This window comes from Streptomyces sp. SID13726 (assembly GCF_010548375.1).
Classification (GTDB): domain Bacteria; phylum Actinomycetota; class Actinomycetes; order Streptomycetales; family Streptomycetaceae; genus Streptomyces.
Genome location: NZ_JAAGLY010000015.1, coordinates 94,082 through 116,217, shown reverse-complemented (window position 1 = coordinate 116,217; position 22,136 = coordinate 94,082). Strand labels below are relative to the sequence as shown.

Below are 22,136 nucleotides of genomic sequence, written 5' to 3'. Positions count from 1 at the left end.
CCATGACCGTGTTGATTCTGACCTGCGAAGAGGACGTGACGGCCGACATGGTGGTCGTGCACCTCAACGCGACGGGGGTGCCGGTGGTCCGGCTCGACCCGGCTGATCTGACCGACGGCGTCGCGCTGTCGGGCGAGTACGTGCACGGCTCCTTCCGCGGCCATCTGTCGGCGGGCGGACGGCTGGTGGGCATTTCGGGCCTGCGCTCGATCTGGGTCCGCCGGCCGGGTTCGCCCGCCGCCCGGGCGGCGACGCCCTCGCAGTGGCTGACCGAGGAGTCGGCGCAGGCGCTGTACGGCATGCTCCGCGGCAGCGAGGCCCGTTGGATGAACCACCCGGACGCGGCCCGCCGGGCCCGTCACAAGCCCTGGCAGCTGCGGCTGGCCCAGCGCAGCGGACTGCCCGTGCCGGCCACGATCGTGACGACGTTTCCGCAGGCCGCGCGGGAGTTCGCCGAGCGCTACCCGGATCTGGTGGTCAAGCCGGTGTCCGGCGCGCATCCGCAGGACCCGCCGCGGGCGGTGCCGACCAGCCGGGTCGACCCGGACACCGACTTCGCGGCCGTCGCCTTCGGCCCCACCCTGCTCCAACGGCGGGTCGCCAAGCGGGCCGACATCCGGCTGACGGTGGTGGGCGAGACGATGCTCGCCGCGCGGAAGGACGCGGGCGCCGACGACGAGGTGGACGTCCGGTTCGCCCCGCCCACCTCCTCCTGGCGCCCCGCCGAGGTACCGCCGCGGATCGGCGCCGCCGTGCGGGAGTATCTGCGCGCGGCCGAACTGGCCTACGGCGCCTTCGACTTCGCCGAGGACGGCGACGGGACCTGGTGGTTCCTTGAGTGCAACCAGTCGGGGCAGTTCGGCTTCGTCGAGGTGGAGACGGGCCAGCCGATCGCGCGGAGCATCGCCGACTGGCTGGCCCGGCCGGGTCCGGACCCGCGCGCCGCCGCCAACGGCGCGAGCAGGGCGGTGTCCTGAGGGCGGGTCAGTAGGGCCGGGGGGCGGGCGGGAGGGCGGGCTGCCAGCCCTGGCCGGGGTGGCCCTGAGGGGCGGGGCGGTCCGGGACCGGCGGGGGCATGAGGGACTGGAGCGGGCGCATGACGTACTCCAGTTCCCTGCGTACGCGCTCGGCCTCCCGACGGGTCTGAGCGGGGACGTCGCCGCGCTCGGCGACGAGTCGGTCGTAGATGGGGGAATCCTGGAACACCCGGCAACGCGCCTTTCGTTTCGCGGCCCACGCGCATGGGCCCGACTGTCGAGTCTAGGCGCCCCCACGCACCGACGTGCGAATTACGGTGTTGGGCTTGACGGGCCGCGGGCCCTCATGCCCCGGTGGTGGACCCGGGGCGGACGATCATCAGCACGGTGACGGTGGCCCACAGCAGGTTGAAGACGCCGGTGAACATGGCCAGTCGGACCGTGCCCGCGCGCTCCACACCGCCCTGCTCGGTCAGTTCGTCGAGGAGTTCGCCCTGCCGGGGCAGGACGAAGGCGGCCAGCACCCCGCCGGCCACCGCGGTGAGGACCATCGACGTGGTCAGCCACGCGTCGCCGAGCACGCCCATGGCGGCCCCGGTGGCGAGGCCCAGCGCCGGGACGGCGATGCCGACACCGGCGTAGACGCGGCAGATGCGGTGCAGCAGCCGTACCGTGCCGGACCCGGCCTCCGTCGCCGGGGCCCGGCGGACCGCGGGCGGGAACATGCTGGCCGCGACGGTGACCGGCCCCACGGCGACGATCGCGGCGAGGACGTGCAGGGCCAGCAGGAACTTGGTCATGGGGTGGCGTGTCCTTCTGCGGAGGGCGGTCGGTGATGCCGGTCGTCGGTGCCGGGCGGTCGCGCCGGGCAGTGATGCCCGCTCACCCTAGGAATCCCCGGAGTGATCACACAGAGGCTGAAACGACAGCTTCCAACGGGTTCCCGCCAACACCTCGGACCGGCTGTTTCCTGCCTCACCCGGCCCTACGGCGCTGGCGGGAACCCGCCTATCGTGGCGTTCATGCACTCCGTGGTGATCCTGGCGCTCGACGACGTCGTGCCGTTCGACATGGCGGCGCCCATGCAGGTGTTCGACTGGACGCGGCTGCCCGACGGCCGCCCCGCCTACCGGGTCCGGCTGTGCGCCGAGTCGCCGCGGGTGCGGGCGGACGGGGGTTTCACGCTCGGGGTAGAGCTGGGCCTTGAGGCGCTGGCGGAGGCGGACACGATCATCGTGCCGGGCTGCTCCCCCGCCGCCGGACCGCCCTCCCCGCGGGTCCTGGAAGCCCTCCGGGAGGCCGCCGCGGCCGGAACGCGGATCGCGTCGGTGTGCGTGGGCGCGTTCGTGCTGGCGGAGGCCGGACTGCTGGACGGTCTGCGCGCCACCACCCACTGGGTGGCCGCGGACGAACTCGCCCGGCGCTTCCCGGCCGTCGAGGTGCAGCCGGACGTGCTGTACGTCGACAACGGCCTCGTCCTGACCTCCGCCGGCGCGGCGGCCGCCCTCGACATGTGTCTGCACATGATCCGCCGGGACCTGGGCTCGGCGGTCGCCGCGCACTCCGCGCGGATGTCGGTCATGCCCCTCGAACGCGAGGGCGGACAGGCCCAGTTCATCGTGTACGACCATCCGCCCGTGCCCCGGGGTTCGACGCTGGAGCCGCTTCTGGAGTGGGTGGAGGACAACCTCGCCCACGAGATCACGCTCGGCGCGATGGCGGCCCGGTCGGGGATGAGCGAGCGCACCTTCAGCCGCCGTTTCCGCGAACAGACGGGCAGCACCCCGCTGCAGTGGCTGCTGCGGGCCCGGGTGCGGCGCGCCCAGTACCTGCTCGAGAACACCGCCCACCCGGTCGAACGCATCGCCCGCCAGGCGGGGTTCGGCTCGCCCACCGCATTCCGCGAGCGCTTTCGGCGGGTGGTCGGGACGACACCGCAGGCGTACCGCACGGCCTTCCATTCGAAGGACTTCGTCCCCGTGACCACGCATTCCTGAAGCGTCCGAACGGAATTCACGGGCGCTCTCCAGGAACCTTTCGGGGTGTTCCTGAAATATGGCCAGTACTGAGTCATACAAAAAATTCGATCGCATTTTCCCAAGGCCGTGGCGTGCGCTCCTGGCACTCTTGGGTCGGCGCGAACGGCCATTGCGGGCGGTCGCGTCGATTTCCACAGTCAGAGGCTTCACAGTCGACCGGAAAGAGGAAGCAATGCGATCTTCTCTGGCCAGGGCACTCGTGACCGCGACCGCCGTCGTCGGTATCGCCGCCGGAGGCCTCGCGGGGGCGAGTGCGAGCGTGGCGGCGCCTCAGCAGGCCGCCAACCCCGCGGTCAGCAGCCTGCGCGTCTCGCCTCTCGCGGTGAACAACCTCGGCCTGAACACCGCCCGGGCCAAGAACTGGCAGAGCTGTCTGAACGCCTGGGGCTTCAACGCCGGTACCGAGGACGGGCAGCTGGGCACCAACAGCTGGATGGCCGCGCAGAGAATGCTGAATTCCTGGGGCTACAACGCCGGAACCGTCGACGGAGTCGTCGGGCCCAACACGATCACGGCTTTGCAGAAGTTCCTGAACGCCGTCGGCGAGAACGCCGGTACGCCGGACGGAATCGCCGGGCCGCAGACCAGGTCCGCGTTCTGGAATTACAACGCCACGGGCTGCTGATCCGAACGCACTGATCGCGTCGGGCCGGCCGGGCGGTGAACACACCGCCCGGCCGGCCCGCAACGCGAGCGGGACCGGGTGAGCGTCACACGGCCAGCGGCAGGCCGCTCTCCCCCTCGGGGTCCGTCTCCGCAGCGGCCGGCAGCAGGGCGTCCGCCCTGGCGACCGCTTCCCGTACGTCGGTGGTGCCCATCATCACGCACAGCGTGTAGCTCACGTCGGCCAGTTCACGAGCCGTCGTCGGCCGCTCCCTCGCGGCCTGCGCGATCCGCAGCGACGCGTACCGGGTCAGCAGCTTTCTGACGGCCTTCGGGTCCGGAACGAGCACGTAGCGCCCCTCTCTCGAATTTTTCGCTCCGTATGCCCCCTCAGGGGGGCACCAACCCCATTCACCGCCCCTCGCTACGCAATTGGCGCAATACCGTGCGAGCGGACCCGCTTCCCCGAGCCTCGCGAACCGTTGAACAAAGGGCATCGCTCGCACCACGAACGGTAAACGCCCATGAACCGCTCCGCCGGACTCCTCTGCGCCCTCTACCTCGCCACGAGCACCGGACTCGCCTGGACCGCGGTCCGCGAACTGCGGCACGGCCCCGTCTGGGCCGCGTGTCTGTTCGCCGCCGCGAGCCTGGTCCCGGTCATCGCCGTCGTACGCGAGAGCGTGCTCGGCGACCACCGGCGGGCCCTGGCCGAAAGGGAGCTGCGGGCGGCGGGTCCTGCCGACGACGTGGTCCGCGCAGAGCTCGACACCGCGTGCTGCGAACGCTGGTGGACGAGCTGCGGCACCGACCACGACTCGACGTGCCCCCGCCGGGTGCCCCGGAGCAGCGCGGCCTGAGGTGTCACAGGCTCAGGCGAGCTGTCCGGCGTGCAGGGCGGTGTAGGCGCCGCCGCGGCGCAGGAGTTCCTCGTGCGTGCCGGTCTCCAGGATCCGGCCCTCCCCCATCACCACGATCCGGTCCGCGCCCCGCACGGTCGACAGCCGGTGCGCCACCACGAACGTCGTGCGCCCGCGCAGCAGCCGGGCGAGCGCGTCCTGGACGAGCGCCTCGGAGCGGGTGTCGAGCGCCGAGGTCGCCTCGTCGAGGACCAGGACCCGCGGGTCGCGGATCAGGGCCCGCGCGATGGCCAGGCGCTGGCGCTGCCCGCCGGAGAGCCGGGCGCCGCGTTCGCCGACCAGGGTGTCCAGGCCCTTCGGGAGCCGGTCGACGAACTCCAGCGCGTTGGCGTCACGCAGCGCGGCCCGGACCGTCTCCTCGTCGGCGTCGTCCATGCCGTAGGCGACGTTGTCCCGGACCGTGCCGTCGAACAGGATGGACTCCTGCGGCACGACCGACACGAAGCGGCGGTAGGTGCGCAGGTCGAGGGAGTTCATGTCGGTCCCGTCCAGCAGCAGCCGGCCCGAGGTGGGCCGGATGAAGCCGATGACGAGGTTGAGGACGGTGGACTTGCCCGCGCCGGACGCGCCGACCAGGGCGACCGTCTCGCCGGGGGTGACGGACAGGGTGAAGTCGCGCACGGCGTCGCTGCCGCCGTCGTACACATGGCCCACACCGCGGAACTCGACCTCGCCGCGCACCGAGTCCACCGCGGACTTGCCCTCGTTGTCCTCCAGTTCGGGCTCCTGGAGCACCTCGCCGACCGAGCGCACGGACTCCAGGCCCTTGGTGATGATCGGGGCGAGGCCCGCCAGGGTGGTGGTGGAGTTGGTGAGGGTGGTCAGGAAGGCGCTGAGCATCACGACGTCACCGGCGGTCACACCCCAGACGCCGTAGTACGACACCAGCGCGGCGCCGGCGAGGACGAGCACGCCGACCACGTTGAGGACGACCCAGGCCAGCGAGCCGAAGCGGCCGTTGACGAGGTCCAGGCGCATCCCGGAGGTCAGCAGGCGGCGCAGGGTGCCGTCCATGCGGCGCAGCGCCTTGCCCTCCAGTCCGTGGGCGCGGGTGACCGGGATGAGGCGGGTCATCTCCGTGACCCGGGAGGACAGGGTCTCGACCTCGTGCCGGAAGTGTTCGTTGTGGGTGCGCAGCCGGGCCCTGAGGCGGGCCACCACCAGGGCGGCGGCGGGGACGACGACGAGGAAGACGGGCACGAACTCCGGTGTCCGTACGGCGATGATGACCAGTCCGCCGACCAGGACCGTGGTCGCGCCGAGGCCGGTCTCCGCGGTCTGCTGGACCATCTGCTCGACGGTCTCGACGTCCCGCACGACCTTGGCCTGGAGCACGCCCGCGCTGACGCGGGAGTGGTAGCCGATGGACAGCTGCTGCATGCGGGTGCACAGGGCGGAGCGCAGGGTGGTCCCCATGCGGCGCACGCTGCCGTACAGGAGACGGACGTAGAGGATGTGCAGGGGGTAGTTGATCAGGAGGATGAACAGGATGACGCCGACGCTGGTCCAGAGCCGGGAGATCGGCTGGTGCTGGACGACGGTGTCGATGATGGACGCGGTGATCAGGGGCAGCAGCCAGATCGGGCTGTGCTTGACGGTGAACACCGCGACGGCCAGGGCCAGTCGGCGGCGGTCGGCGCGGAACAGGTAGGCGAGTGTGCGTATCGGGTGTTCGCCCCGGTAGCGATGGTCCAGCGGTTGCGCCGGCGACGATGCCATCGTCGGTGGTCCTCCCCAGTAGCCGATGCGAGGGCAAGCGCTTCCTCCCCCTCGTCGACAAGGACTACACCAATCGGCGCGGATGCCTTGTACTCGTCCGGAGTGCGGGCCGTGCGTCTGCTTTCACTCGTCCGGGGTGCGGGCGAGCTGCGTGTGTCTGCCTTCACTCGTCCGGAGTGCGAGCGAGCTCTGTGCGGATGCCGTGCACCCGTCCGAAGCGCGGGCGAGGGCCGTGCGGACGTCGTGGACCCGTCCGGAGTTCGGGCGAACTCTGTACCGGATGCCGTGGACCCCTCCGAAGCGCCGGCGAACTCCGTGCCGACGCCGTGGACCCCTCCGAAGTGCGGGCGAGGGCCCCTGCGGATGCCGACCGGTCGCGGACTACTCGTCCAGGGCGCGGGCGAGTTCCGTCGTGGCGTCGGCGATCTCGCTGTCGTCGTCGGCCATCAGCCGGCTGAGGGCACCGCTCCTGGCACGGACGGCCTGGCGGGCCTGGCGCTCCCACACCACCGGGTTCTCACGGTGGTTGAGCAGCTTGGGGTAGATGGCCGCGGTGCTCTCCCACTGGCGGGCGCCGGCGATGCTCCTGAGCAGCTGGATGATCTCCGCCCGGCAGGTCACCTGGGGCAGCTGGGCCAGTTCCCAGAGGAAGGGGACCGTGGCGGCGGTGGCCTGTTCGACGACGAAGCCGTACTGGCAGATGCGTTTCCGCAGGTCCCCGAGGGCGGTGCTCGCGGTCTCGGCGTCTCCCCACGCCACGCTGTTGAGCAGCAGGGGGATGGCCGCCGCAGAGCCGGTGGAGTCCTGGATCTCGCTCCACGGCACCCGGCTCAGCGCCGCGAGGGGGGCGGTCCGCGCCGCTCCGGGCGGGGGCACGGGGCGACTGGTGCGCTCGTTGCTCGGCTGGTCCGGAGCGGTGCGCATGGCGTGAGGCCTTTCCGCGTCGGTCATGTCTCGGTCATGTCAGGGAGGAGGGGCGGTCGACAACTTGGCCCACACGGTCTTGCCGGCGGGGGGACGCAGGGTCCAGCCCCACTCCTCCGCGAGGGCGTCGACGATGTACAGCCCCCGGCCGTGCTCCGGCAGCGCGGAGACGTCGGCGGGGGTGTAGGCGGGCGGCGCGTCGGCGGGGTCGGAGACGCTGACCAGCAGATGCGCCGGGTCCAGGGCCAGGCCCAGCCACACCTCCGCCGCGCCGCCCGCTCCGGCCCGGGGCATCGCGTGGGCCACGGCGTTGGCGGCGAGCTCGGTGATCACGAGGGTCGCGTCGTCGCTGCGGTGGTCGAGGGACCAGCTGCACAGGGTGTCGCGGGCGAAGGCACGGGCCCGGGCGAACCCCTCTCCGCTGCAACTGACGAGCAGTGCGGCCGAGCCGCCGGGTCCGCTCGCCGGATGCTGCCGGCGCGGGCCGGAGGGACCGGACGGGACGGGGCGACGCGCGGCCTCACCGGCCGTGTCCGCACCACCCGCCCCGGGCACGGCCTGGCCCGGCAGTCGGAGCGCGTGGTTCGCAGGTGACGACACGGCATCTCCCTGATGCGACGTCAGGACGGGGGCGCAACCGAAGGGGTTGACGCCGGAGCTATTATCCACGCTGAAGGCGCCCGCGTGCAATTGCACGAGAAATTGCGCGTTCGGCGGGTGGGGCGGCAGGGGCCGTGGAGGCGTACGCCGTCCCTGCCCGGACGGCCGGGCACAGCGCCCGGCGGGGAACGTGAACAGCAAGGAGACTGCAGTGCCAGTGCAGAACGGAGTGCGGGCGAGTTCGCTCGACGCCCGCTGGGTCAAGAGCCGTCACAGCAACGCCGAGGGCAACTGCGTCGAAGTCGCCCCCCTGGTCGACGGGGACATCGCGATGCGCAACTCCCGTGACCCCGACGGCCCCGCGCTGGTCTACACACCCGCCGAGGTCGCCGCGTTCGTCGCCGGCGCGAAGGACGGGGAGTTCGACCACCTGCTGTGAGGCCGTGGCCCGAGACGAATTCCGGTGGGATCCGGGGACCTGTGGCGGTACGGGCCCAACTCCCGTGCCGACACAGGGTTGTACGGATAGATGCGGTGCGGCCACTCTGAGTGCGATAGTGTGAGTCGTCTCTGTGCCGGTTTACTGGGAGTCAGGATGTCTGCCGCGTCCCACCGCATCTCCCGTCTGGAACCGTATCTGGACCGGCCCGAACCGGCTCCCACGCTGTTGAAGATGCTGGTCGGGGTCCAGTTGGCGGGCTTCCGCGAGGATGCCAAGCTCGCCCAGGACCAGGCGGCGCGCGCCCTGGGGTTCAGCCCCGCGAAGCTGTCCCGCATCGAGTCCGGCAAGGGCCGCAGGCCCCCGTCGGAGAGCGATGTACGCGCTCTGCTGGAGTTGTACGGCACCGAGGGCTACGAGGCCTCGGTGCTGGTCAAGCTGTTGCAGCGGGCCGGTGAGCCCGGCTGGTGGCAGCGGTACGACAAGCGGCTGATGCCCGAGTGGTTCGACCGCCTCGTGGGGTTGCAGGAGGCGGCCGCCGCCATCCGTACCTTCGAGATCCAGTACGTCCCCGGTCTGCTCCAGACCCCGGACTACACCCGTGCGGTGGTGGAGCGCGGTCTGCCGACGGCCCCCGCGAGCGAGGTCGGGCGCCGGGTGGAACTGCGCACCCGGCGTGCGGAGTTGCTGCTGCGCGCGGACGCCCCGCAGCTGTGGGCGGTGATCGACGAGTCGGTGCTGCTGCGGGTCCTCGGCAGCCGCGAGGTCATGCGGGAGCAGCTCGCCCATCTCGTGGCGATGGCCCAGCGTCCCAATGTGACGGTGCAGGTCATCCCGCTGGACGTGACGAACGCGTCCGCGCCCGCCATCCCGATCACCTATCTGCGGTTCGGCGGGCTCGATCTGCCGGACGTGGTCTATCTGGAGCACATCAAGAGCGCCAACTTCCTGGAGGACCGGGACGAGACCGAGGAGTACCGGCTCGCCCTGGACCGGCTGGCCGACGACGCCCTCGAACCCCGGGCCTCGCTGCGGCTGTTGCGCGAGACCATGCAGCAGCGCTACGGCGGCTGACCGGCCGGGCATGACGGTGGCGGGACCCCTTCCGGGTCCCGCCACCGTCTTCTGTGTCCGGGTCAGGTCACGGCAGTCGGGCGACGCCGCCGAACTCGATCCACTCGTGGGTGAGCTGACGGGGTGCCACCTCGGAGTCCGGGCGCCAGGTGGAGACCTCCACGAGACCCGGTTCGAGGATCTCCAGGCCCTCGAACCACGCCTCGACGTCCTTCGGCTCCCGTACCCGGCCCCAGTGACCCTGGGTCGCCTTGTCCATGAAGTCGGTGACGAAGGCGCGGACCTCGGGGTCCTCGCTGACCAGCTGGCACATCACCATGAAGCTGCCGGGCGCCAGCTTCTCGCGGACCCGGGCGGCCAGGGCGGGCGGGCCGTCCGTCTCGCTGTCGGGGATGCAGTGCATGACCGAGTTGAACAGCACGGCGACGGGCTGGTCGAAGTCGATCAGCCGCCGCGTGTCCTCGTGGGCGAGGATCGCGTCGGTCTCCCGCATGTCCGCGTGGATGACTGCGGTGCGCTCGTCCTGCTCCAGCAGGGCGCGGCCGTGGACCAGGACCATGGGGTCGTTGTCGACGTACACCACGTGCGAGGTGGGGTCGATCGACTGGGCGACCTGGTGGACGTTGTCCTGGGTGGGCAGGCCTGAGCCGTGGTCCAGGAACTGCCGGATGCCGTGCTCCGCCGCGAGGGTCCTGACGACCCGCTGGAGGAACCGCCGGTTGTTCACGGCGAGCCGGCGGGTGCTGGGGACGACCTTGTCGAGTTCCTCGCAGGCCGCGCGGTCGGCCGCGTAGTTGTCCTTGCCGCCCAGGTAGTGGTCGTACATGCGCGCGGCCGTGGGTACGGAGGCGTCGATCGACGTGGACAGATTCTTACCGGTGCTCATCTTTCCCCCAGCTTGTGCCGCCAACTGGCCTGGCAGGGCAGGGAGTCCATCCTAGAGACACCACGATCTCCGGTGCCAGTCCGCACCCCGTCGGACCACGGACGGGCCGTGTGGCGGACAGGTCGGACGGCACCGGAGACCGAGGGCCAGGACCGGTGGAGTTGGGCTCAGGCGGCGTCCAACTCCGCGAGTTCGTCCGCGTCGAGCACCAGGTCGGTGGCGGCGAGCGAGTCGCGGATGGTCTCCGGGCGGCTCGCGCCGGGGATCGGGACGACGACCGGCGACTTGGCGAGCATCCAGGCCAGGCAGACGCGCTGCGGGCTCACCCCGTGCTTCTCGGCGATCCGCGCGAACGGGGCGTGCGCGGAGCCCAGTTCGCCCGCGCGGGAGATGCCGCCGAGGGGGCTCCAGGGCAGGAAGGCGATGCCGAGCTCGTCGCACAGGCGCAGTTCGGGCTCGCTGGAGCGGAAGGCCGGGGAGAACTGGTTCTGCACGGAGACCAGCCGGCCGCCGAGGATGTCGTTCGCGAGCCTGATCTGCTCGGGGTTCGCGTTGGAGATGCCCGCCCGGAGGATCTTGCCCTCGTCGAGGAGGTCCCGTACGGCGCCGACGGACTCCTCGTAGGGGACCTTCGGGTCGGGGCGGTGGAACTGGTAGAGCCCGATGGCCTCCACGCCCAGCCGGCTCAGGGAGGCCTCGCAGGCCTCCTTGAGGTGCCGGGGGCTGCCGTCGAGGGTCCAGCTGCCGTCGCCGGGGCGCAGATGGCCGCCCTTCGTGGCGACGAGGACGTCACCGCCCCGCTCGTGGGAGGCGAGGGCCTTGGCTATCAGGGTCTCGTTGTGACCGACCTCGTCGGCGTCGCGGTGGTAGGCGTCGGCGGTGTCGATGAGGGTGACGCCCGCGTCGAGCGCGGCGTGGACGGTGGCGAGGGAACGTGCCTCGTCCGGGCGTCCCTCGATGGACATGGGCATGGCGCCCAGACCGATCGCGCTGACTTCGACATCACCGATGCGGCGGGTGTGCATGGGAGGTGGACCTCTTTCGGCTGTCACGCGGAACCGACGGAGCGCGGTGCCGCCACGGAGGTGGGCGGCGGCGCCGGGCTCCCACCAGCCTGGCCGCCCGGTGCGCTCAAGGTCCAATAGAAGAATGAGAACGCATTCAGCGACGGGACCACTGAATCGCGGTCCTCGGTGGTCAGGGGCGGCCCGGCTGCCGAGACGGGGGTTGCGGGGAGCCGGTGCGGATGTGGCACGCTCACCTCGACCGGTCGGTGATCCGCTGAGGTGAGCCGAGGGAGCGATCCCCTGCCGGTCGTCCTGGGTTTCGGCAGTGAGGCGAGAGGCGACGGCATGCGTATCGGACTGCTCGGCACCGGTCCCTGGGCCAGGATGGCCCACGCCCCGGCGCTCGTCGCGCATCCGGAGCTGGAGTTCGCCGGAGTGTGGGGCCGCCGTCCCGACGCGGCCGAGGAGTTGGCCGACGAGCACGGCGTCCGGGCCTACGACGACGTCGACGCGCTGCTGGCCGACGTGGACGCCGTGGCGATCGCCCTGCCGCCGGCCGTGCAGGCCGACCTCGCTGCGCGGGCCGCACGGGCCGGACGCCATCTGCTCCTGGACAAGCCGCTCGCCCTCACCGTCGAGCAGGGCCGGGCGGTGGTGGAGGCCACCCGGGAGACCGGGGCGGCCTCGGTGGTGTTCTTCACCTCGCGCTTCCTGTCCGAGACAGAGGCGTGGATCGGTGAACAGGCGGGCGTGGAGGGCTGGTTCACGGCGCGGGCCGAGTGGCTGGGGTCGGTGTTCACCAGCGACAGCCCGTTCGCCGACTCGCCGTGGCGGCGCGAGAAGGGTGCCCTGTGGGACGTGGGCCCGCACGCGCTGTCGGTCCTGCTGCCGGTGCTGGGCGACGTCCGTGACGTGGCGGCGGCGGTGCGGGGTCCCGGCGACACCGTCCACCTGGTCCTCAGGCACACCGGCGGGGCGTCGAGCACCCTGACGCTGAGCCTCACCGCGCCGCCGGCGGCAGCGGGCGCCGGAGTCGAACTGCGGGGCGCGGGCGGGGTGACCCGGCTCCCCGAGTCGACCGAAGGCGTGGTGCCCGCCGTGCTCCGCGCCGCCGACGGACTGCTCGCCGCCGCCCGCACCGGACAGCCGCACCCGTGCGACGCCGCGTTCGCCCTGCGGGTCACCGAGATCCTGACGACGGCGGAGGCGCTGCTGGACGGCGGGAGCGCCGGGCCCACGGCGTAGGAAGGGGCACGACGGGCCTCACCGGAAGGGCCCGGAAGAGCCACGACGGGGAGCACCGAGCCCTCCGCGTGGCTCACCCGCTCACGCTCCCGCCCCGCCCTCGAACGGCTCGTCGTTCCACCGGAACCAGGCCCGGTCGCCCTCGATGTGCAGCAGGAACTCGGGGACCGGGCCGCCCGGCGCGACCAGGGTCACTCGCCGCTCGATCTCGTCGTAGGCGGCCTCCCACCTCCGCCAGCCCTCCTCGTCGTCCTGTGTCATGAGCGGTTCCATCAGGGCGAGTTCGCGCACGAACAGCTCGCGTACGCTTTCGTATCCCGGGCCCGCCGTGAAACGGCCCGACAGCCAGGGGAAGTCGGCGTCATCGATCAGGATCTCCCCGACCGGTCCGTCACCGCCGCGCACCTGCCACACCTCGCCCAAGAACCCCATGCCGCTCCCCGGTCCGCCGAAGATCCAACCCTCCGGCCAGCATGGCACCCGGCACTGACAACCGCCCTTGAGCGGCTGCCGGTGCCGGGCCGTGCCTCAGGTGCTCGCGGGCCGGAAGTGCAGGCGCTCACGGACGACGGGGTAGCCCGCCTTGGTGAAGTTCGCCGCCATGGGGAAGTTGCCCTGGTCCGTCGCGGCGGCGATGAAGTCGGCGCCCTGCTCGACCAGGAAGCGGGTGCACTCGGTGAGGAGGTCGTAGGCGTAGCCGTGTCCCCGGTGTTCCGGTACGACCCCGATGAAGCCGACGCAGGGGCCTGACGGGTTGTGTGCCGGGATGTGGATGCCGACCGGGTCGCCCTGCGGGGTGTGGGCGATCTGCCACCACTCGCGGGGCGAGGGGCACCAGTGGAAGAAGTCGAGCTCCGACTGGGCGGCCCGGTCGAGTCCGCCCTCCTCGATGTCCTTGAGGGTGTGCGCGTCGAGGGTGACGGAATGGATGCGGCGCAGCAGGTCGAAGAAGACGGCGTCGTCGTCCTCGGTCCGGAACTCCAGGCGTCCGGGCCGTTCGGGCAGTCCGTGCTCGGGCGTCCACCGGTACAGGTAGCGCTCGACGAACAGCTCGTAGCCGGCCTTCCGGGCGGCGGTGAAGCGGGCTTCCGCGGCGGCGCTCGACTCGGGCTCCGCGCGCCATCCGGCGGGCAGGCTCATCTCGATCTCGACCTGCCAGGGCGCAGTGCGCAGGAGTTCTGCGCCCGCCTCCTCCTCCCCGAGGAGCACGTCGAACCAGTTGATGTTCAGGGGCGCGGTGTCATCGGGGCCGCCCCACCAGGCGCCGCGGGCGACGACCTCGCCGTCGCGCAGGGCGACGCGCTTCCAGTCGGGGCGGTGGCGGGTGCGCCGGTGTCCCTCGGCGGTGCCGAGGGGGTCGGGAAAGACGTCGAAGAGAGTGGTGTCGCGCTCGTCGAGCGCGCGGATGACCAGATCGGTCATGGGTGGATTCCTCCGGGATGCGTACTGCGTGGAGCGCTCCCGGTCGGTCAGACGACGCACGCCGGGACAGCGAAGAGGGAGCGCTGGATGGTGGTGGACTGCACGGCACTCGCCTCCTTCCGCAGGTCTCGGGGCGTGACGGCAGACGTTACGGGATCCCGGCCGGGCGCGTCCATCGGTTTTCGACGCCGACCGCTCGGGGCCCCGCACCGCTTAAACGGCCCTTAAGGCGGCATTAAACGCCGTCCGCTCTGTATGCCGGGGCCCGCGCCGTCCGTAGCATCGGGCCCCGGCAACGAACTGAGAGCGCTCTCAACCAATCGAGGAGACCCCCCACATGACACCTCGTCATCAGCGCGGTCCCGGCCGCCGCACCGTCCTCTCCGCCCTCGGCGGTGCCATGGCCGCCGTACCCGCCGCGGCGGCGCTGGCCCCCCACGCCCTCGCCGACACCGCCCGTACCGCGGCGGCCGGTGCGCTGCCGCTGACCGTCGTCAACGACACCGGCGCCTTCGGCAACGCCGATGTGCACGTCTACATCGTGGGCAACCTGGACGGGCGGCAGGTCCGGGTCACCCCCGACGGCACGGTCGCGCCGGTCGCCCTCTCCGACAACGGCGCCGACGGCTACACCGACTACGCGATCGGCCTGGCCGGCAGCGGCGAGACCCGGCTGACGCTCCCCTATCTGTCCGGCCGGATCTATGTGTCCCTGGGCGCCAAGCTGAAGTTCAAGGTCGTCACGGACGGCAACGGCGCCCCGGCCCTCCAGTACCCGGCGGGCTGGGTGACCTCCGACCCCAACTACCCGGTGCTGCACGACTGCGCCGAGTTCACGCACAACGCGGCGGGCATGTTCTGCAACACGACCATGGTGGACATGTTCAGCGTGCCACTGAGCATCCGGCTGACCGGCGCCCGGGACCAGACGACGGGCACACTGCGTTCCTCCGGGCGGGCCGCCGCGTTCGCCGCCGTACGGCAGGTCGAGGAGTTCGCGCCGCTGGTCGTGGACGACACCCGGGTCATCGCGCCCGGACACGGCCTGGACTCCGGGCTGTTCGCGGCGGACTACCTCGCGCCGTACATCGACGAGGTGTGGAGCACCTACTCCGGCAAGGACCTGACGGTCACCACGAACGCGGGCACGTTCACCGGCCGGGTGCGCGGCGGGCGGTTCGTGTTCGACGGGCCCGCGCAGGTGTCGTTCGCCCGGCCGTCGACGCGGGACGTGCTCTTCTGCGACGGTGCCCTCGCCGCTCCCAACGACGGCACCACGGGGCCGGTCGCCGCCGTGCTCGGCGCCGGGTTCAACCGGTCGACGCTGGTGAGCACCGCCGCCCAGCCGACCACCGACCCCGCGTCCTTCTACCGGACCGCGCTCACCAACCACTACGCGAAGGCCATGCACGCGGCCACCGTGGACGGCAAGGCGTACGGCTTCGCCTTCGACGACGTGGCCGACTTCGCCTCGTACGTCCAGGACACGGCCCCCACGGCGATCCGGGTGACGCTGACGCCGTTCTAGCGGGGCGTCCCGGGCGGTTCGGGGTGCGGCGCCCGGTGGGTCGTAGCAGCGTAGTGGTGTGAGCGGAGTGCGCGGCCGGTCGTCGCGCCGCGACCGGGACCGGCGGACCTGGCTGCGGGGCGCGCCGCCGCCCGGCTGGGTGCGGGTGCTGCCCGCCGCGCTGCTGGCCGGGGTGTGCGTGGCGACGCTCACGAGCCCCGATCCGCTGGACATCGGGTTCCTGCTGGGCGCGATCCCGCCGCTGGCCGTGCTGTCGTACGGGCCGGCGGCCACCGCGGTGCTCGGCGGGCTGGTGCTGGTCGTGCTGAACGTTCCGGCGTTCCGGCTCAACGATCCGGGCACCACGGATGTGCTGACCGTGGGCTTCGTCGCCGCGCTCAGTGTGATCGTGTCGTTCGTCAGGAGCCGGCGCGACGCCCAGCTGGTGACCGAACGCGCGGTCGCGGAGGTCGCGCAGCGGGCCGTGGTGCCGCTGCTGCCGGAGCGGGTGGGCCCGGTGCGGTGCGCGGGGCTGTACCGGGCGGCGCAGCGGGGGACGCTGGTCGGCGGTGACTTCTTCGACGTGCGGGAGGGGCCCGGCGGGGTGCGGGCGGTGATGGGCGACGTGCAGGGGCACGGGCTGTCGGCCGTGGCCACCGTCGCCTCGCTGCTGGGGGCCTTCCGGGAGGCGGTGCTGGACCAGCCGGACCCCGAGTCGGTGGCCGCGCGCCTCGACCGCAGGCTGGTGGTCGACTCGGCGGACGTACGCCATTCGGAGCTGTTCGCCACGGCGGTGCTGCTGGAGTTCGGCGCCGACGCGGGGGCGGTGCGGATCGTGGCGTGCGGCCAGTCGGGGCCGGTGCTGCTGCGGGACGGGCGGGCCGTGGAGATCGACGTGCCCGTGGGCACCCCGCTCGGGCTGGGCCTGGCGGACGCGTCGCCGCCGGCCGGGATCACCGTGCCGCTGCTGCCGGGTGACCGGCTCTTCCTGGCCTCGGACGGTGTCTGGGAGGCACGGGACGCGAAAGGCGCCTTCTATCCGCTGCTGGAACGGCTCGTCGAGTTCTCGGCCGACGCTCCCGGGGCGCCCGGCCCCGTCTCCGTCCTCGCCGAGCGGGTCTGGTCGGACCTGGTGCGCCACGCCCCGGCGCTCCAGGACGACGTCACGATGCTCGTTCTCGCGCCGGACGCTCCCCGGCCGCACTGACCTCCGCCTGCGCCTCGTGGTCCCCCTCGGCGTCGATGTGCGGGAGGATCCGGTCCAGCCACCGGGGTGTCCACCAGGCGTGCCGGCCCAGCAGGGTCATGACGGCGGGGACCATCAGCAGCCGTACGACGGTGGCGTCGATCAGCACGCTCACCGCGAGGCCCAGTCCGAGCATCTTGACCACGATGTTGTCGCTCAGGATGAACGCGGCGAACACGCTCACCATGATCAGCGCCGCGCAGGTGATCACACGGGCGGTGATCTCCAGGGCGTGGGCGACGGAGGCCTTGGCGTCCCCGGTGCGCAGCCATGCCTCGTGGACCCGGGAGAGCAGGAAGATCTCGTAGTCCATGCTCAGTCCGAAGATGATCGCGAACATCATCATCGGCACATAGCTCTCGATGGGCACCTTGCCCGAGACGCCGAGCGCGGGTCCGCCCCAGCCCCACTGGAAGACGGCGACGACGACGCCGTAGGAGGCGGCGATGGACAGGACGTTGAGGACGGCCGCCTTGATCGCGACGAGCAGTCCGCGGAAGACGGCCAGGATGATCAGGAAGGCGAGGGCGACGACCACGCCGATGATGAGGGGCAGCCGGCTGGAGACGATGTCGCGGAAGTCGACCTGGGCGGCGGTCGTGCCGGTGACGTATCCCCGGGCGTCGGTGCCGGTGACCGCGGCGGGCAGGGTGGTGTCGACGAGCCGGTTGGTGAGGTCGGTGGTGGTGGCGCTCTGCGGGGACTGCTTCGAGTAGACGGTGGCGAGCAGGACGTCCCCGTCCTTGGTGGGCGTCAGCGGGGTGACCGCGGCGGCGCCGGACACCCCGTCGAGGGTCTTCTGCGCCTGGGTGGAGAGGGTGGAGCGCTGGGAGGAGGGTACGGAGGTCTGGTCGATGACGACGGTCAGGGGGCCGTTGGAGCCGGGCCCGAAGGCGTCGGTCATCAGGTCATAGGCGCGCCGGTCGGTGAAGGAGGTGGGGTCCGCGCCGTCGCCGATGTGGCCGAGCTGGAGGGAGAGGACGGGGATGGCGAGGATCACGACGGTCGTCACGCCCGCGGCGAGATAGCGCCACGGCCGCCGTTCGACCCGCTGGGCGTAGCGGTGCCAGGTGCCGTGCGGTGTCTCGCCCTCGGCGGCGTCGGTCTCGGCCACCGGGCGGCGCACCCGGTAGCGGTCGATGCGGGTGCCGATCAGGCCGAGCAGGGCCGGGACCAGGGTCAGCGCGCCGAGGACGGCGGAGACGACCGTGACGGCGGCGGCGAGTCCGAGTTTCCCGATGAACGACACCCCGGACGCGGACAGTCCGGCCAGGGCGATGATCACCGTGCAGCCGGAGACGAGCACGGCGCGTCCGCTGGTGGCGGTGGCCGCGCCCGCCGCGTGCACCGGGTCCTTGCCGTTCATGAGGCTCTGCCGGTGCCGGGTGATCAGGAAGAGCGCGTAGTCGATCCCGACGCCGAGTCCGATCATCGTGGCCAGGGTGGGCGAGACGGTCGCGAAGGTGAACGCGGCGGCCAGCAGGCCGAGACAGGCGAGCCCGCCGATCGCGCTGATCAGAGCGGTCACGAGGGGGATGCCGGCGGCGATCACGCTGCCGAAGCCGACCAGCAGGACGACGATCGCCACGGCGAAGCCGATCAGCTCGCTGACCTTGTCGTCGGCGGCGGGCCTGGCGAGTTCGCCGAGCGGCCCGCCGTACTCGACGTCGGCCCCGGCCGCCCGCAGCGGCTGTACGGCGTTGTCGACCCCGTGGAGGTAGCCGTCGCCGAGGGTCGAGGGCTGCACGTCGAAGCGGACCGTGATGTAGGCCGTCTTCCCGTCCGAGGACAGCGGGCCGACCTTGGAGGCGGGCGCGGTCAGCGGGTTCTGGACCGACAGCACGTGCGGCAGCTTCTGGAGGTCGGCGACCGTGGTGGAGAACTGCGAGCCGAGCGAGGTGAGCTGCTTGTCGCCGTCGTGCAGGACGATCTGGCTGCCGTAGCCGCCGGCCGCGGGGTCGTGCCGTTTCAGGACGTCGAGGCCCTTCTGCGACTGGACTCCGGGCAGGGAGAAGTTGTCGGAGTACTCACCGCCGAACGACCGGTTCAGGGTCTGGAGGGCGACCAGGGCCACGAGCCAGGCCACCATGACGATCACGAAGTGCCGGGCGCACCACTCCCCCAGCCTGCGCAGAACGCCCTTCGAACGCGGTGTGGTCTTGGCCATGGCGTCGTCTTCCCTGCCGACCCCGAGAGATCAATACCCCCATTACACGCCTGTCCGTTCGCCCGGGCATCCCGGGCGAAGGCCACCCCGGCGGGGTCCGTCGCGGGCGGTTCCGGATGCAGGGTCGGCCCGGGCGATGAATGGTGATAGCGGGACCCGTTGACTCCACCGGGGCCGCTCAGCGATCCGGATCCGAGGAGCAGAGATCATGCCGACGTCACAGCCCGACGCGTCCGGGCCGTCCGAGGACCGTGCGACCCCGGACGACCTGCTCCACACCCGTACCGGCACCGAGGTGTCGCCGGAGGACCTCGTCCTCGCCTCGGGCAAGGACATCACCCCGACCAATCTCGAATGGGCCCGCCGCAAACTGGCGGCCGAGGGACCTGCGGCACTGGAGAAGCTCCTGCCGTAGCGACGGCCGCCCGCGCGGGCTCTCGCGGTCCTACGGCGACGGCGGCGCCGTGGGACCGCGCCGGACCCGGCTTCAGCCGCCCGGCCTCCCGGACTCCTCGTCCAGGCACAGCACTTGGACCCGCTGCACGAGGTTGTTGACGAACCCGCCCCGGTTCCAGGGCTGTTCGAGGGGCTGGGTGTGGCCCTCGGCGTCGGTGGCGCGGGCGCTGAGGACGAACTCCCCCGGCCGCGCCGCCCAGTCGAGGCGCCAGCGCCGCCAGGCCCACCGGTGACCGGTGTCCGGTTCGAGTTCCGCCTCGTGCCAGGAGTGCCCCGCGTCCGTGCTCACCTCGGCCCTGGTCACCGGCGCGCGTCCGGACCAGGCGCGCCCTTCCAGGGTGACCGTGCCGGGCCGCACCACGCGGGTCCGGGACATGAAGTCCGGGAAGCCGGGCGGGACGAGCAGGGCGCGGGGTGCGATCCGGGTGACGGGTTCGCCCTCGTCGCCGGGCTCCTGCCGGATCCGGTAGGCGACGGTCTGCTGGAAGCCCGTGAAGGGCGTGTCGGTGACGGTGATCCGGCGCAGCCACTTCACATGGGCCATGCCGTACCAGCCGGGCACGACGAGCCGCAGCGGCAGGCCGTGCTGCGGGGGCAGCGGGGCGCCGTTCATCGTGTGCGCGACCATGACCTCGGGCTCGGTGCCCGTGGCCACCCGGACCGGGAGCGAGCGCTGGTAGTCCTGTTCGACACCGCGCTCCACCCCGTGGTCGGCGCCGGTGCACACCACGTCGACGGCGTCGTCCTCGACACCGGCCTCGGCGAGGAGCAGCCGCAGCGGTACGCCCGTCCACTCGGCGGTGCCGACGGCCTCGACCAGCCAGGGCTGGCTGACCGGGCGGGGGGTGAGCAGGGCCCGGCCGTTGCCCGCGCACTCCAGGGTGACCCGGGTGGTGACCTGCGGGAAGGCGCGCAGGTCGGACGGGGTCAGGGTGAGCGGGCGGTGGACGCGGCCGTCGAGGGTGAGCTGCCAGGGGGTGCCCTCGGGGACGTACGGGATGTCGTAGTGGGTGAGGACGTAGTGCAGGCCCGGCGGGCTGAGGTCGTGGCGCATCGCTTCGAGGGGCAGGCCGTGGTTGCGGGTGGCGAGCGCCAGTTCGTCCCGGCCGATGCCCTCGTCCTGGGCGGCCAGCCGGGCCGGGGTGCTCGCGTCGGCGAGTCGGTGACCCATGGCCGTATTGTCCCGCCGTCCGCCTCGCCTGTCGCGGTCCGCGGAACTCCCCGGCGGCCCCGGGACTGCGTGCGCGCGCACCGGGTCGTGCCACGGGCCGGTCCGTTTACTGCTCACCCTTTCGAAAGGGGCCCCGCGGCTGACAGACTTCCGAGGGTGCCCGACTTCGACATGCTCGTCATCGGATCCGGTCCGGGTGGCCAGAAGGCCGCCATCGCCGCGGCCAAGCTGGGCCGCCGGGTCGCCGTCGTCGACCTCCCCGACATGGTCGGCGGGGTCTCCATCCACACCGGCACCATCCCCTCCAAGACCCTGCGCGAGGCGGTGCTGTATCTGACCGGCCTCACCCAGCGCGACCTGTACGGACAGAGCTACCGGCTCAAGGAGGACATCACCGTCTCCGATCTGACCGCGCGCACCCAGCACGTGGTCAGCCGTGAGGTCGACGTGATCCGCAGTCAGCTCTCCCGCAACCACGTCTCCCTCTTCGCCGGCACCGGTCGTTTCGTCGACGACCACACGATCGCGCTGCGCGAGGTGACCGGCGACGAACGCACGCTCAGCGCCGAGCACATCGTGATCGCCACCGGCACCCGGCCGGCGCGGCCGGACAGCGTCGAGTTCGACGGCCGGACGATCATGGACTCGGACAACGTCCTCGATCTGCAACGGGTTCCGCGTTCCATGGTGATCGTCGGGGCCGGTGTGATCGGCATGGAGTACGCGTCGATGTTCGCCGCGCTCGGCAGCAAGGTCACGGTGGTCGAGAAGCGCGCCGGGATGCTCGACATGTGCGACGTCGAGGTGATCGAGTCGCTCAAGTACCACCTGCGGGATCTCGCGGTGACGTTCCGGTTCGGGGAGACCGTGGCCGCGGTGGAGCGCCATCCCCGGGGCACGCTGACCCTGCTGGAGAGCGGCAAGAAGATCCCGGCGGACGCGGTGATGTACTCGGCGGGCCGGCAGGGGCTCACCGACGACCTCGACCTCGACAAGGCGGGTCTGTCGGCGGACCGGCGGGGCCGGATCTCGGTCGACGAGCACTACCGCACCGAGGTGCCGCACATCTACGCGGTCGGCGACGTGATCGGTTTCCCGGCGCTGGCGGCGACCTCGATGGAGCAGGGCCGGGCGGCGGCCTACCACGCCTTCGGGGAGCCGGTCGGGCAGATGCACCACCTCCAGCCGATCGGTATCTACACCATCCCGGAGATCAGCTTCGTGGGCCGTACGGAGGATCAGCTCACCGAGGACCGGGTGCCGTTCGAGGTGGGTATCTCCCGCTACCGGGAGCTGGCCCGCGGGCAGATCATCGGCGACTCGCACGGCATGCTGAAGCTGCTGGTCTCCGCCGAGGACCGCACCCTGCTCGGTGTGCACTGCTTCGGTTCAGGAGCCACCGAGCTGATCCACATCGGGCAGTCCGTGATGGGCTGCGGCGGCACCGTCGACTATCTGGTGGACGCGGTGTTCAACTATCCGACGCTCGCGGAGTCCTACAAGGTCGCGGCGCTGGACGCCACGAACAAGCTCCGCCAGATCGACCGGATCGGGGACTGAGTCAGCGGTTTCGGGCAGCAGGGTCGGGGGCGGCGTCCCACGTGGCCACCGCCCCCGGCCCGCTCCGGCGTCGCCGTGTCCCGCGGAACCAGGTCGCAAGGACGAGTGGGCAGGCGAGGTGGCGGTGCGGGGTGAGGGATGTGGTGAGAGTCGGCAGCAGGGCGAACACCGCGC

Annotated in this window: 23 protein-coding genes; 11 read left to right on the top strand and 12 right to left on the bottom strand. The window is 71.9% G+C overall.

Annotation, left to right across the window (positions count from 1 at the left end; genetic code table 11):
* Positions 1-2: 2 nt before the first annotated feature.
* Positions 3-977, top strand: a complete 975-nt coding sequence (tgmB, locus tag G3I78_RS32035) for an ATP-grasp ribosomal peptide maturase (RefSeq protein ID WP_164431014.1) — start codon at positions 3-5, stop codon at positions 975-977.
* A gap of 7 nt (positions 978-984) precedes the next feature.
* Here tgmB and G3I78_RS32030 read toward each other — a convergent pair whose 3' ends face one another.
* Together G3I78_RS32030 and G3I78_RS32025 are read right to left on the bottom strand one after the other, a co-directional pair.
* Positions 985-1,206, bottom strand: a complete 222-nt coding sequence (locus G3I78_RS32030; protein WP_164431012.1) for a hypothetical protein — start codon at positions 1,204-1,206, stop codon at positions 985-987.
* Between the two features lie 115 nt (positions 1,207-1,321).
* Positions 1,322-1,777 carry a hypothetical protein gene (locus G3I78_RS32025; protein ID WP_164431010.1) on the bottom strand — a complete coding sequence of 152 codons (456 nt, stop codon included), beginning with the start codon at positions 1,775-1,777 and terminating at the stop codon, positions 1,322-1,324.
* A 222-nt stretch (positions 1,778-1,999) separates the two neighbouring features.
* On the opposite strand from G3I78_RS32025, the gene G3I78_RS32020 reads away from it, so the two are divergent.
* Positions 2,000-2,974 carry a helix-turn-helix domain-containing protein gene (locus G3I78_RS32020; protein WP_164431008.1) on the top strand — a complete coding sequence of 325 codons (975 nt, stop codon included), beginning with the start codon at positions 2,000-2,002 and terminating at the stop codon, positions 2,972-2,974.
* A gap of 214 nt (positions 2,975-3,188) precedes the next feature.
* A complete protein-coding gene (locus G3I78_RS32015) occupies positions 3,189-3,641 on the top strand; it encodes a peptidoglycan-binding domain-containing protein (protein WP_164431006.1) in 453 nt (150 codons plus the stop codon).
* An 85-nt stretch (positions 3,642-3,726) separates the two neighbouring features.
* On the opposite strand, the gene G3I78_RS52275 is transcribed toward G3I78_RS32015, so the two are convergent.
* Positions 3,727-3,969, bottom strand: a complete 243-nt coding sequence (locus tag G3I78_RS52275) for a DUF5133 domain-containing protein (protein ID WP_164431004.1) — start codon at positions 3,967-3,969, stop codon at positions 3,727-3,729.
* A 174-nt stretch (positions 3,970-4,143) separates the two neighbouring features.
* On the opposite strand from G3I78_RS52275, the gene G3I78_RS32005 reads away from it, so the two are divergent.
* Positions 4,144-4,479, top strand: coding sequence for a hypothetical protein (locus G3I78_RS32005; RefSeq protein ID WP_164431002.1), 336 nt, complete (start codon positions 4,144-4,146; stop codon positions 4,477-4,479).
* A gap of 12 nt (positions 4,480-4,491) precedes the next feature.
* On the opposite strand, the gene G3I78_RS32000 is transcribed toward G3I78_RS32005, so the two are convergent.
* The 3 genes from G3I78_RS32000 to G3I78_RS31990 form a co-directional block, all read right to left on the bottom strand.
* A complete protein-coding gene (locus G3I78_RS32000) occupies positions 4,492-6,258 on the bottom strand; it encodes an ABC transporter ATP-binding protein (protein ID WP_164431000.1) in 1,767 nt (588 codons plus the stop codon).
* A 381-nt stretch (positions 6,259-6,639) separates the two neighbouring features.
* The gene (locus G3I78_RS31995; protein WP_164431242.1) at positions 6,640-7,182 is read right to left on the bottom strand and encodes a hypothetical protein; all 543 of its coding nucleotides are present in this window, start codon (positions 7,180-7,182) and stop codon (positions 6,640-6,642) included.
* Positions 7,183-7,221: 39 nt separating this feature from the next.
* On the bottom strand, positions 7,222-7,782 hold the full coding sequence (locus G3I78_RS31990) for an ATP-binding protein (RefSeq protein WP_164430998.1): 561 nt from the start codon (positions 7,780-7,782) through the stop codon (positions 7,222-7,224).
* Between the two features lie 211 nt (positions 7,783-7,993).
* On the opposite strand from G3I78_RS31990, the gene G3I78_RS31985 reads away from it, so the two are divergent.
* Together G3I78_RS31985 and G3I78_RS31980 are read left to right on the top strand one after the other, a co-directional pair.
* Complete coding sequence (locus G3I78_RS31985) at positions 7,994-8,221, top strand: DUF397 domain-containing protein (RefSeq protein ID WP_343243900.1); 228 nt, start codon at positions 7,994-7,996, stop codon at positions 8,219-8,221.
* A 156-nt stretch (positions 8,222-8,377) separates the two neighbouring features.
* The gene (locus G3I78_RS31980; protein WP_164430996.1) at positions 8,378-9,295 is read left to right on the top strand and encodes a helix-turn-helix transcriptional regulator; all 918 of its coding nucleotides are present in this window, start codon (positions 8,378-8,380) and stop codon (positions 9,293-9,295) included.
* A 67-nt stretch (positions 9,296-9,362) separates the two neighbouring features.
* Here G3I78_RS31980 and G3I78_RS31975 read toward each other — a convergent pair whose 3' ends face one another.
* Together G3I78_RS31975 and G3I78_RS31970 are read right to left on the bottom strand one after the other, a co-directional pair.
* Positions 9,363-10,181 (bottom strand): SAM-dependent methyltransferase, encoded by an 819-nt coding sequence (locus G3I78_RS31975; protein WP_164430994.1) that lies wholly within the window; start codon positions 10,179-10,181, stop codon positions 9,363-9,365.
* Between the two features lie 167 nt (positions 10,182-10,348).
* Positions 10,349-11,206: an aldo/keto reductase gene (locus G3I78_RS31970; protein ID WP_164430992.1), complete on the bottom strand. Its 858-nt coding sequence runs from the start codon at positions 11,204-11,206 to the stop codon at positions 10,349-10,351.
* A gap of 327 nt (positions 11,207-11,533) precedes the next feature.
* Between G3I78_RS31970 and G3I78_RS31965 the strand changes: the two genes are divergently transcribed.
* The gene (locus G3I78_RS31965; protein ID WP_164430990.1) at positions 11,534-12,433 is read left to right on the top strand and encodes a Gfo/Idh/MocA family oxidoreductase; all 900 of its coding nucleotides are present in this window, start codon (positions 11,534-11,536) and stop codon (positions 12,431-12,433) included.
* A gap of 81 nt (positions 12,434-12,514) precedes the next feature.
* Here G3I78_RS31965 and G3I78_RS31960 read toward each other — a convergent pair whose 3' ends face one another.
* Positions 12,515-12,865 carry a hypothetical protein gene (locus G3I78_RS31960; protein ID WP_164430988.1) on the bottom strand — a complete coding sequence of 117 codons (351 nt, stop codon included), beginning with the start codon at positions 12,863-12,865 and terminating at the stop codon, positions 12,515-12,517.
* Positions 12,866-12,961: 96 nt separating this feature from the next.
* Positions 12,962-13,855: a GNAT family N-acetyltransferase gene (locus tag G3I78_RS31955; protein WP_164430986.1), complete on the bottom strand. Its 894-nt coding sequence runs from the start codon at positions 13,853-13,855 to the stop codon at positions 12,962-12,964.
* A 337-nt stretch (positions 13,856-14,192) separates the two neighbouring features.
* On the opposite strand from G3I78_RS31955, the gene G3I78_RS31950 reads away from it, so the two are divergent.
* Both G3I78_RS31950 and G3I78_RS31945 read left to right on the top strand, forming a co-directional pair.
* Entirely contained in the window at positions 14,193-15,383 is a 1,191-nt protein-coding gene (locus G3I78_RS31950; protein ID WP_164430984.1) for a glycoside hydrolase family 64 protein, read from the top strand.
* A gap of 67 nt (positions 15,384-15,450) precedes the next feature.
* Positions 15,451-16,569 (top strand): PP2C family protein-serine/threonine phosphatase, encoded by a 1,119-nt coding sequence (locus G3I78_RS31945; protein ID WP_164431238.1) that lies wholly within the window; start codon positions 15,451-15,453, stop codon positions 16,567-16,569.
* Here G3I78_RS31945 and G3I78_RS31940 read toward each other — a convergent pair.
* Positions 16,526-18,775: an MMPL family transporter gene (locus G3I78_RS31940; protein WP_164430982.1), complete on the bottom strand. Its 2,250-nt coding sequence runs from the start codon at positions 18,773-18,775 to the stop codon at positions 16,526-16,528. The genes G3I78_RS31945 and G3I78_RS31940 overlap by 44 nt on opposite strands.
* Positions 18,776-18,983: 208 nt before the next feature.
* Here G3I78_RS31940 and G3I78_RS31935 point away from each other — a divergent pair, with 208 nt between their 5' ends.
* Positions 18,984-19,190: a hypothetical protein gene (locus G3I78_RS31935; RefSeq protein ID WP_164430980.1), complete on the top strand. Its 207-nt coding sequence runs from the start codon at positions 18,984-18,986 to the stop codon at positions 19,188-19,190.
* A 72-nt stretch (positions 19,191-19,262) separates the two neighbouring features.
* Here the strand turns inward: G3I78_RS31935 and G3I78_RS31930 are convergent, their stop codons facing one another.
* On the bottom strand, positions 19,263-20,402 hold the full coding sequence (locus G3I78_RS31930; RefSeq protein WP_164430978.1) for a sulfite oxidase: 1,140 nt from the start codon (positions 20,400-20,402) through the stop codon (positions 19,263-19,265).
* 156 nt (positions 20,403-20,558) lie between these two features.
* Here G3I78_RS31930 and sthA point away from each other — a divergent pair, with 156 nt between their 5' ends.
* Positions 20,559-21,962 carry a Si-specific NAD(P)(+) transhydrogenase gene (sthA, locus tag G3I78_RS31925; protein WP_164430976.1) on the top strand — a complete coding sequence of 468 codons (1,404 nt, stop codon included), beginning with the start codon at positions 20,559-20,561 and terminating at the stop codon, positions 21,960-21,962.
* Positions 21,963-22,136 lie beyond the last annotated feature (174 nt).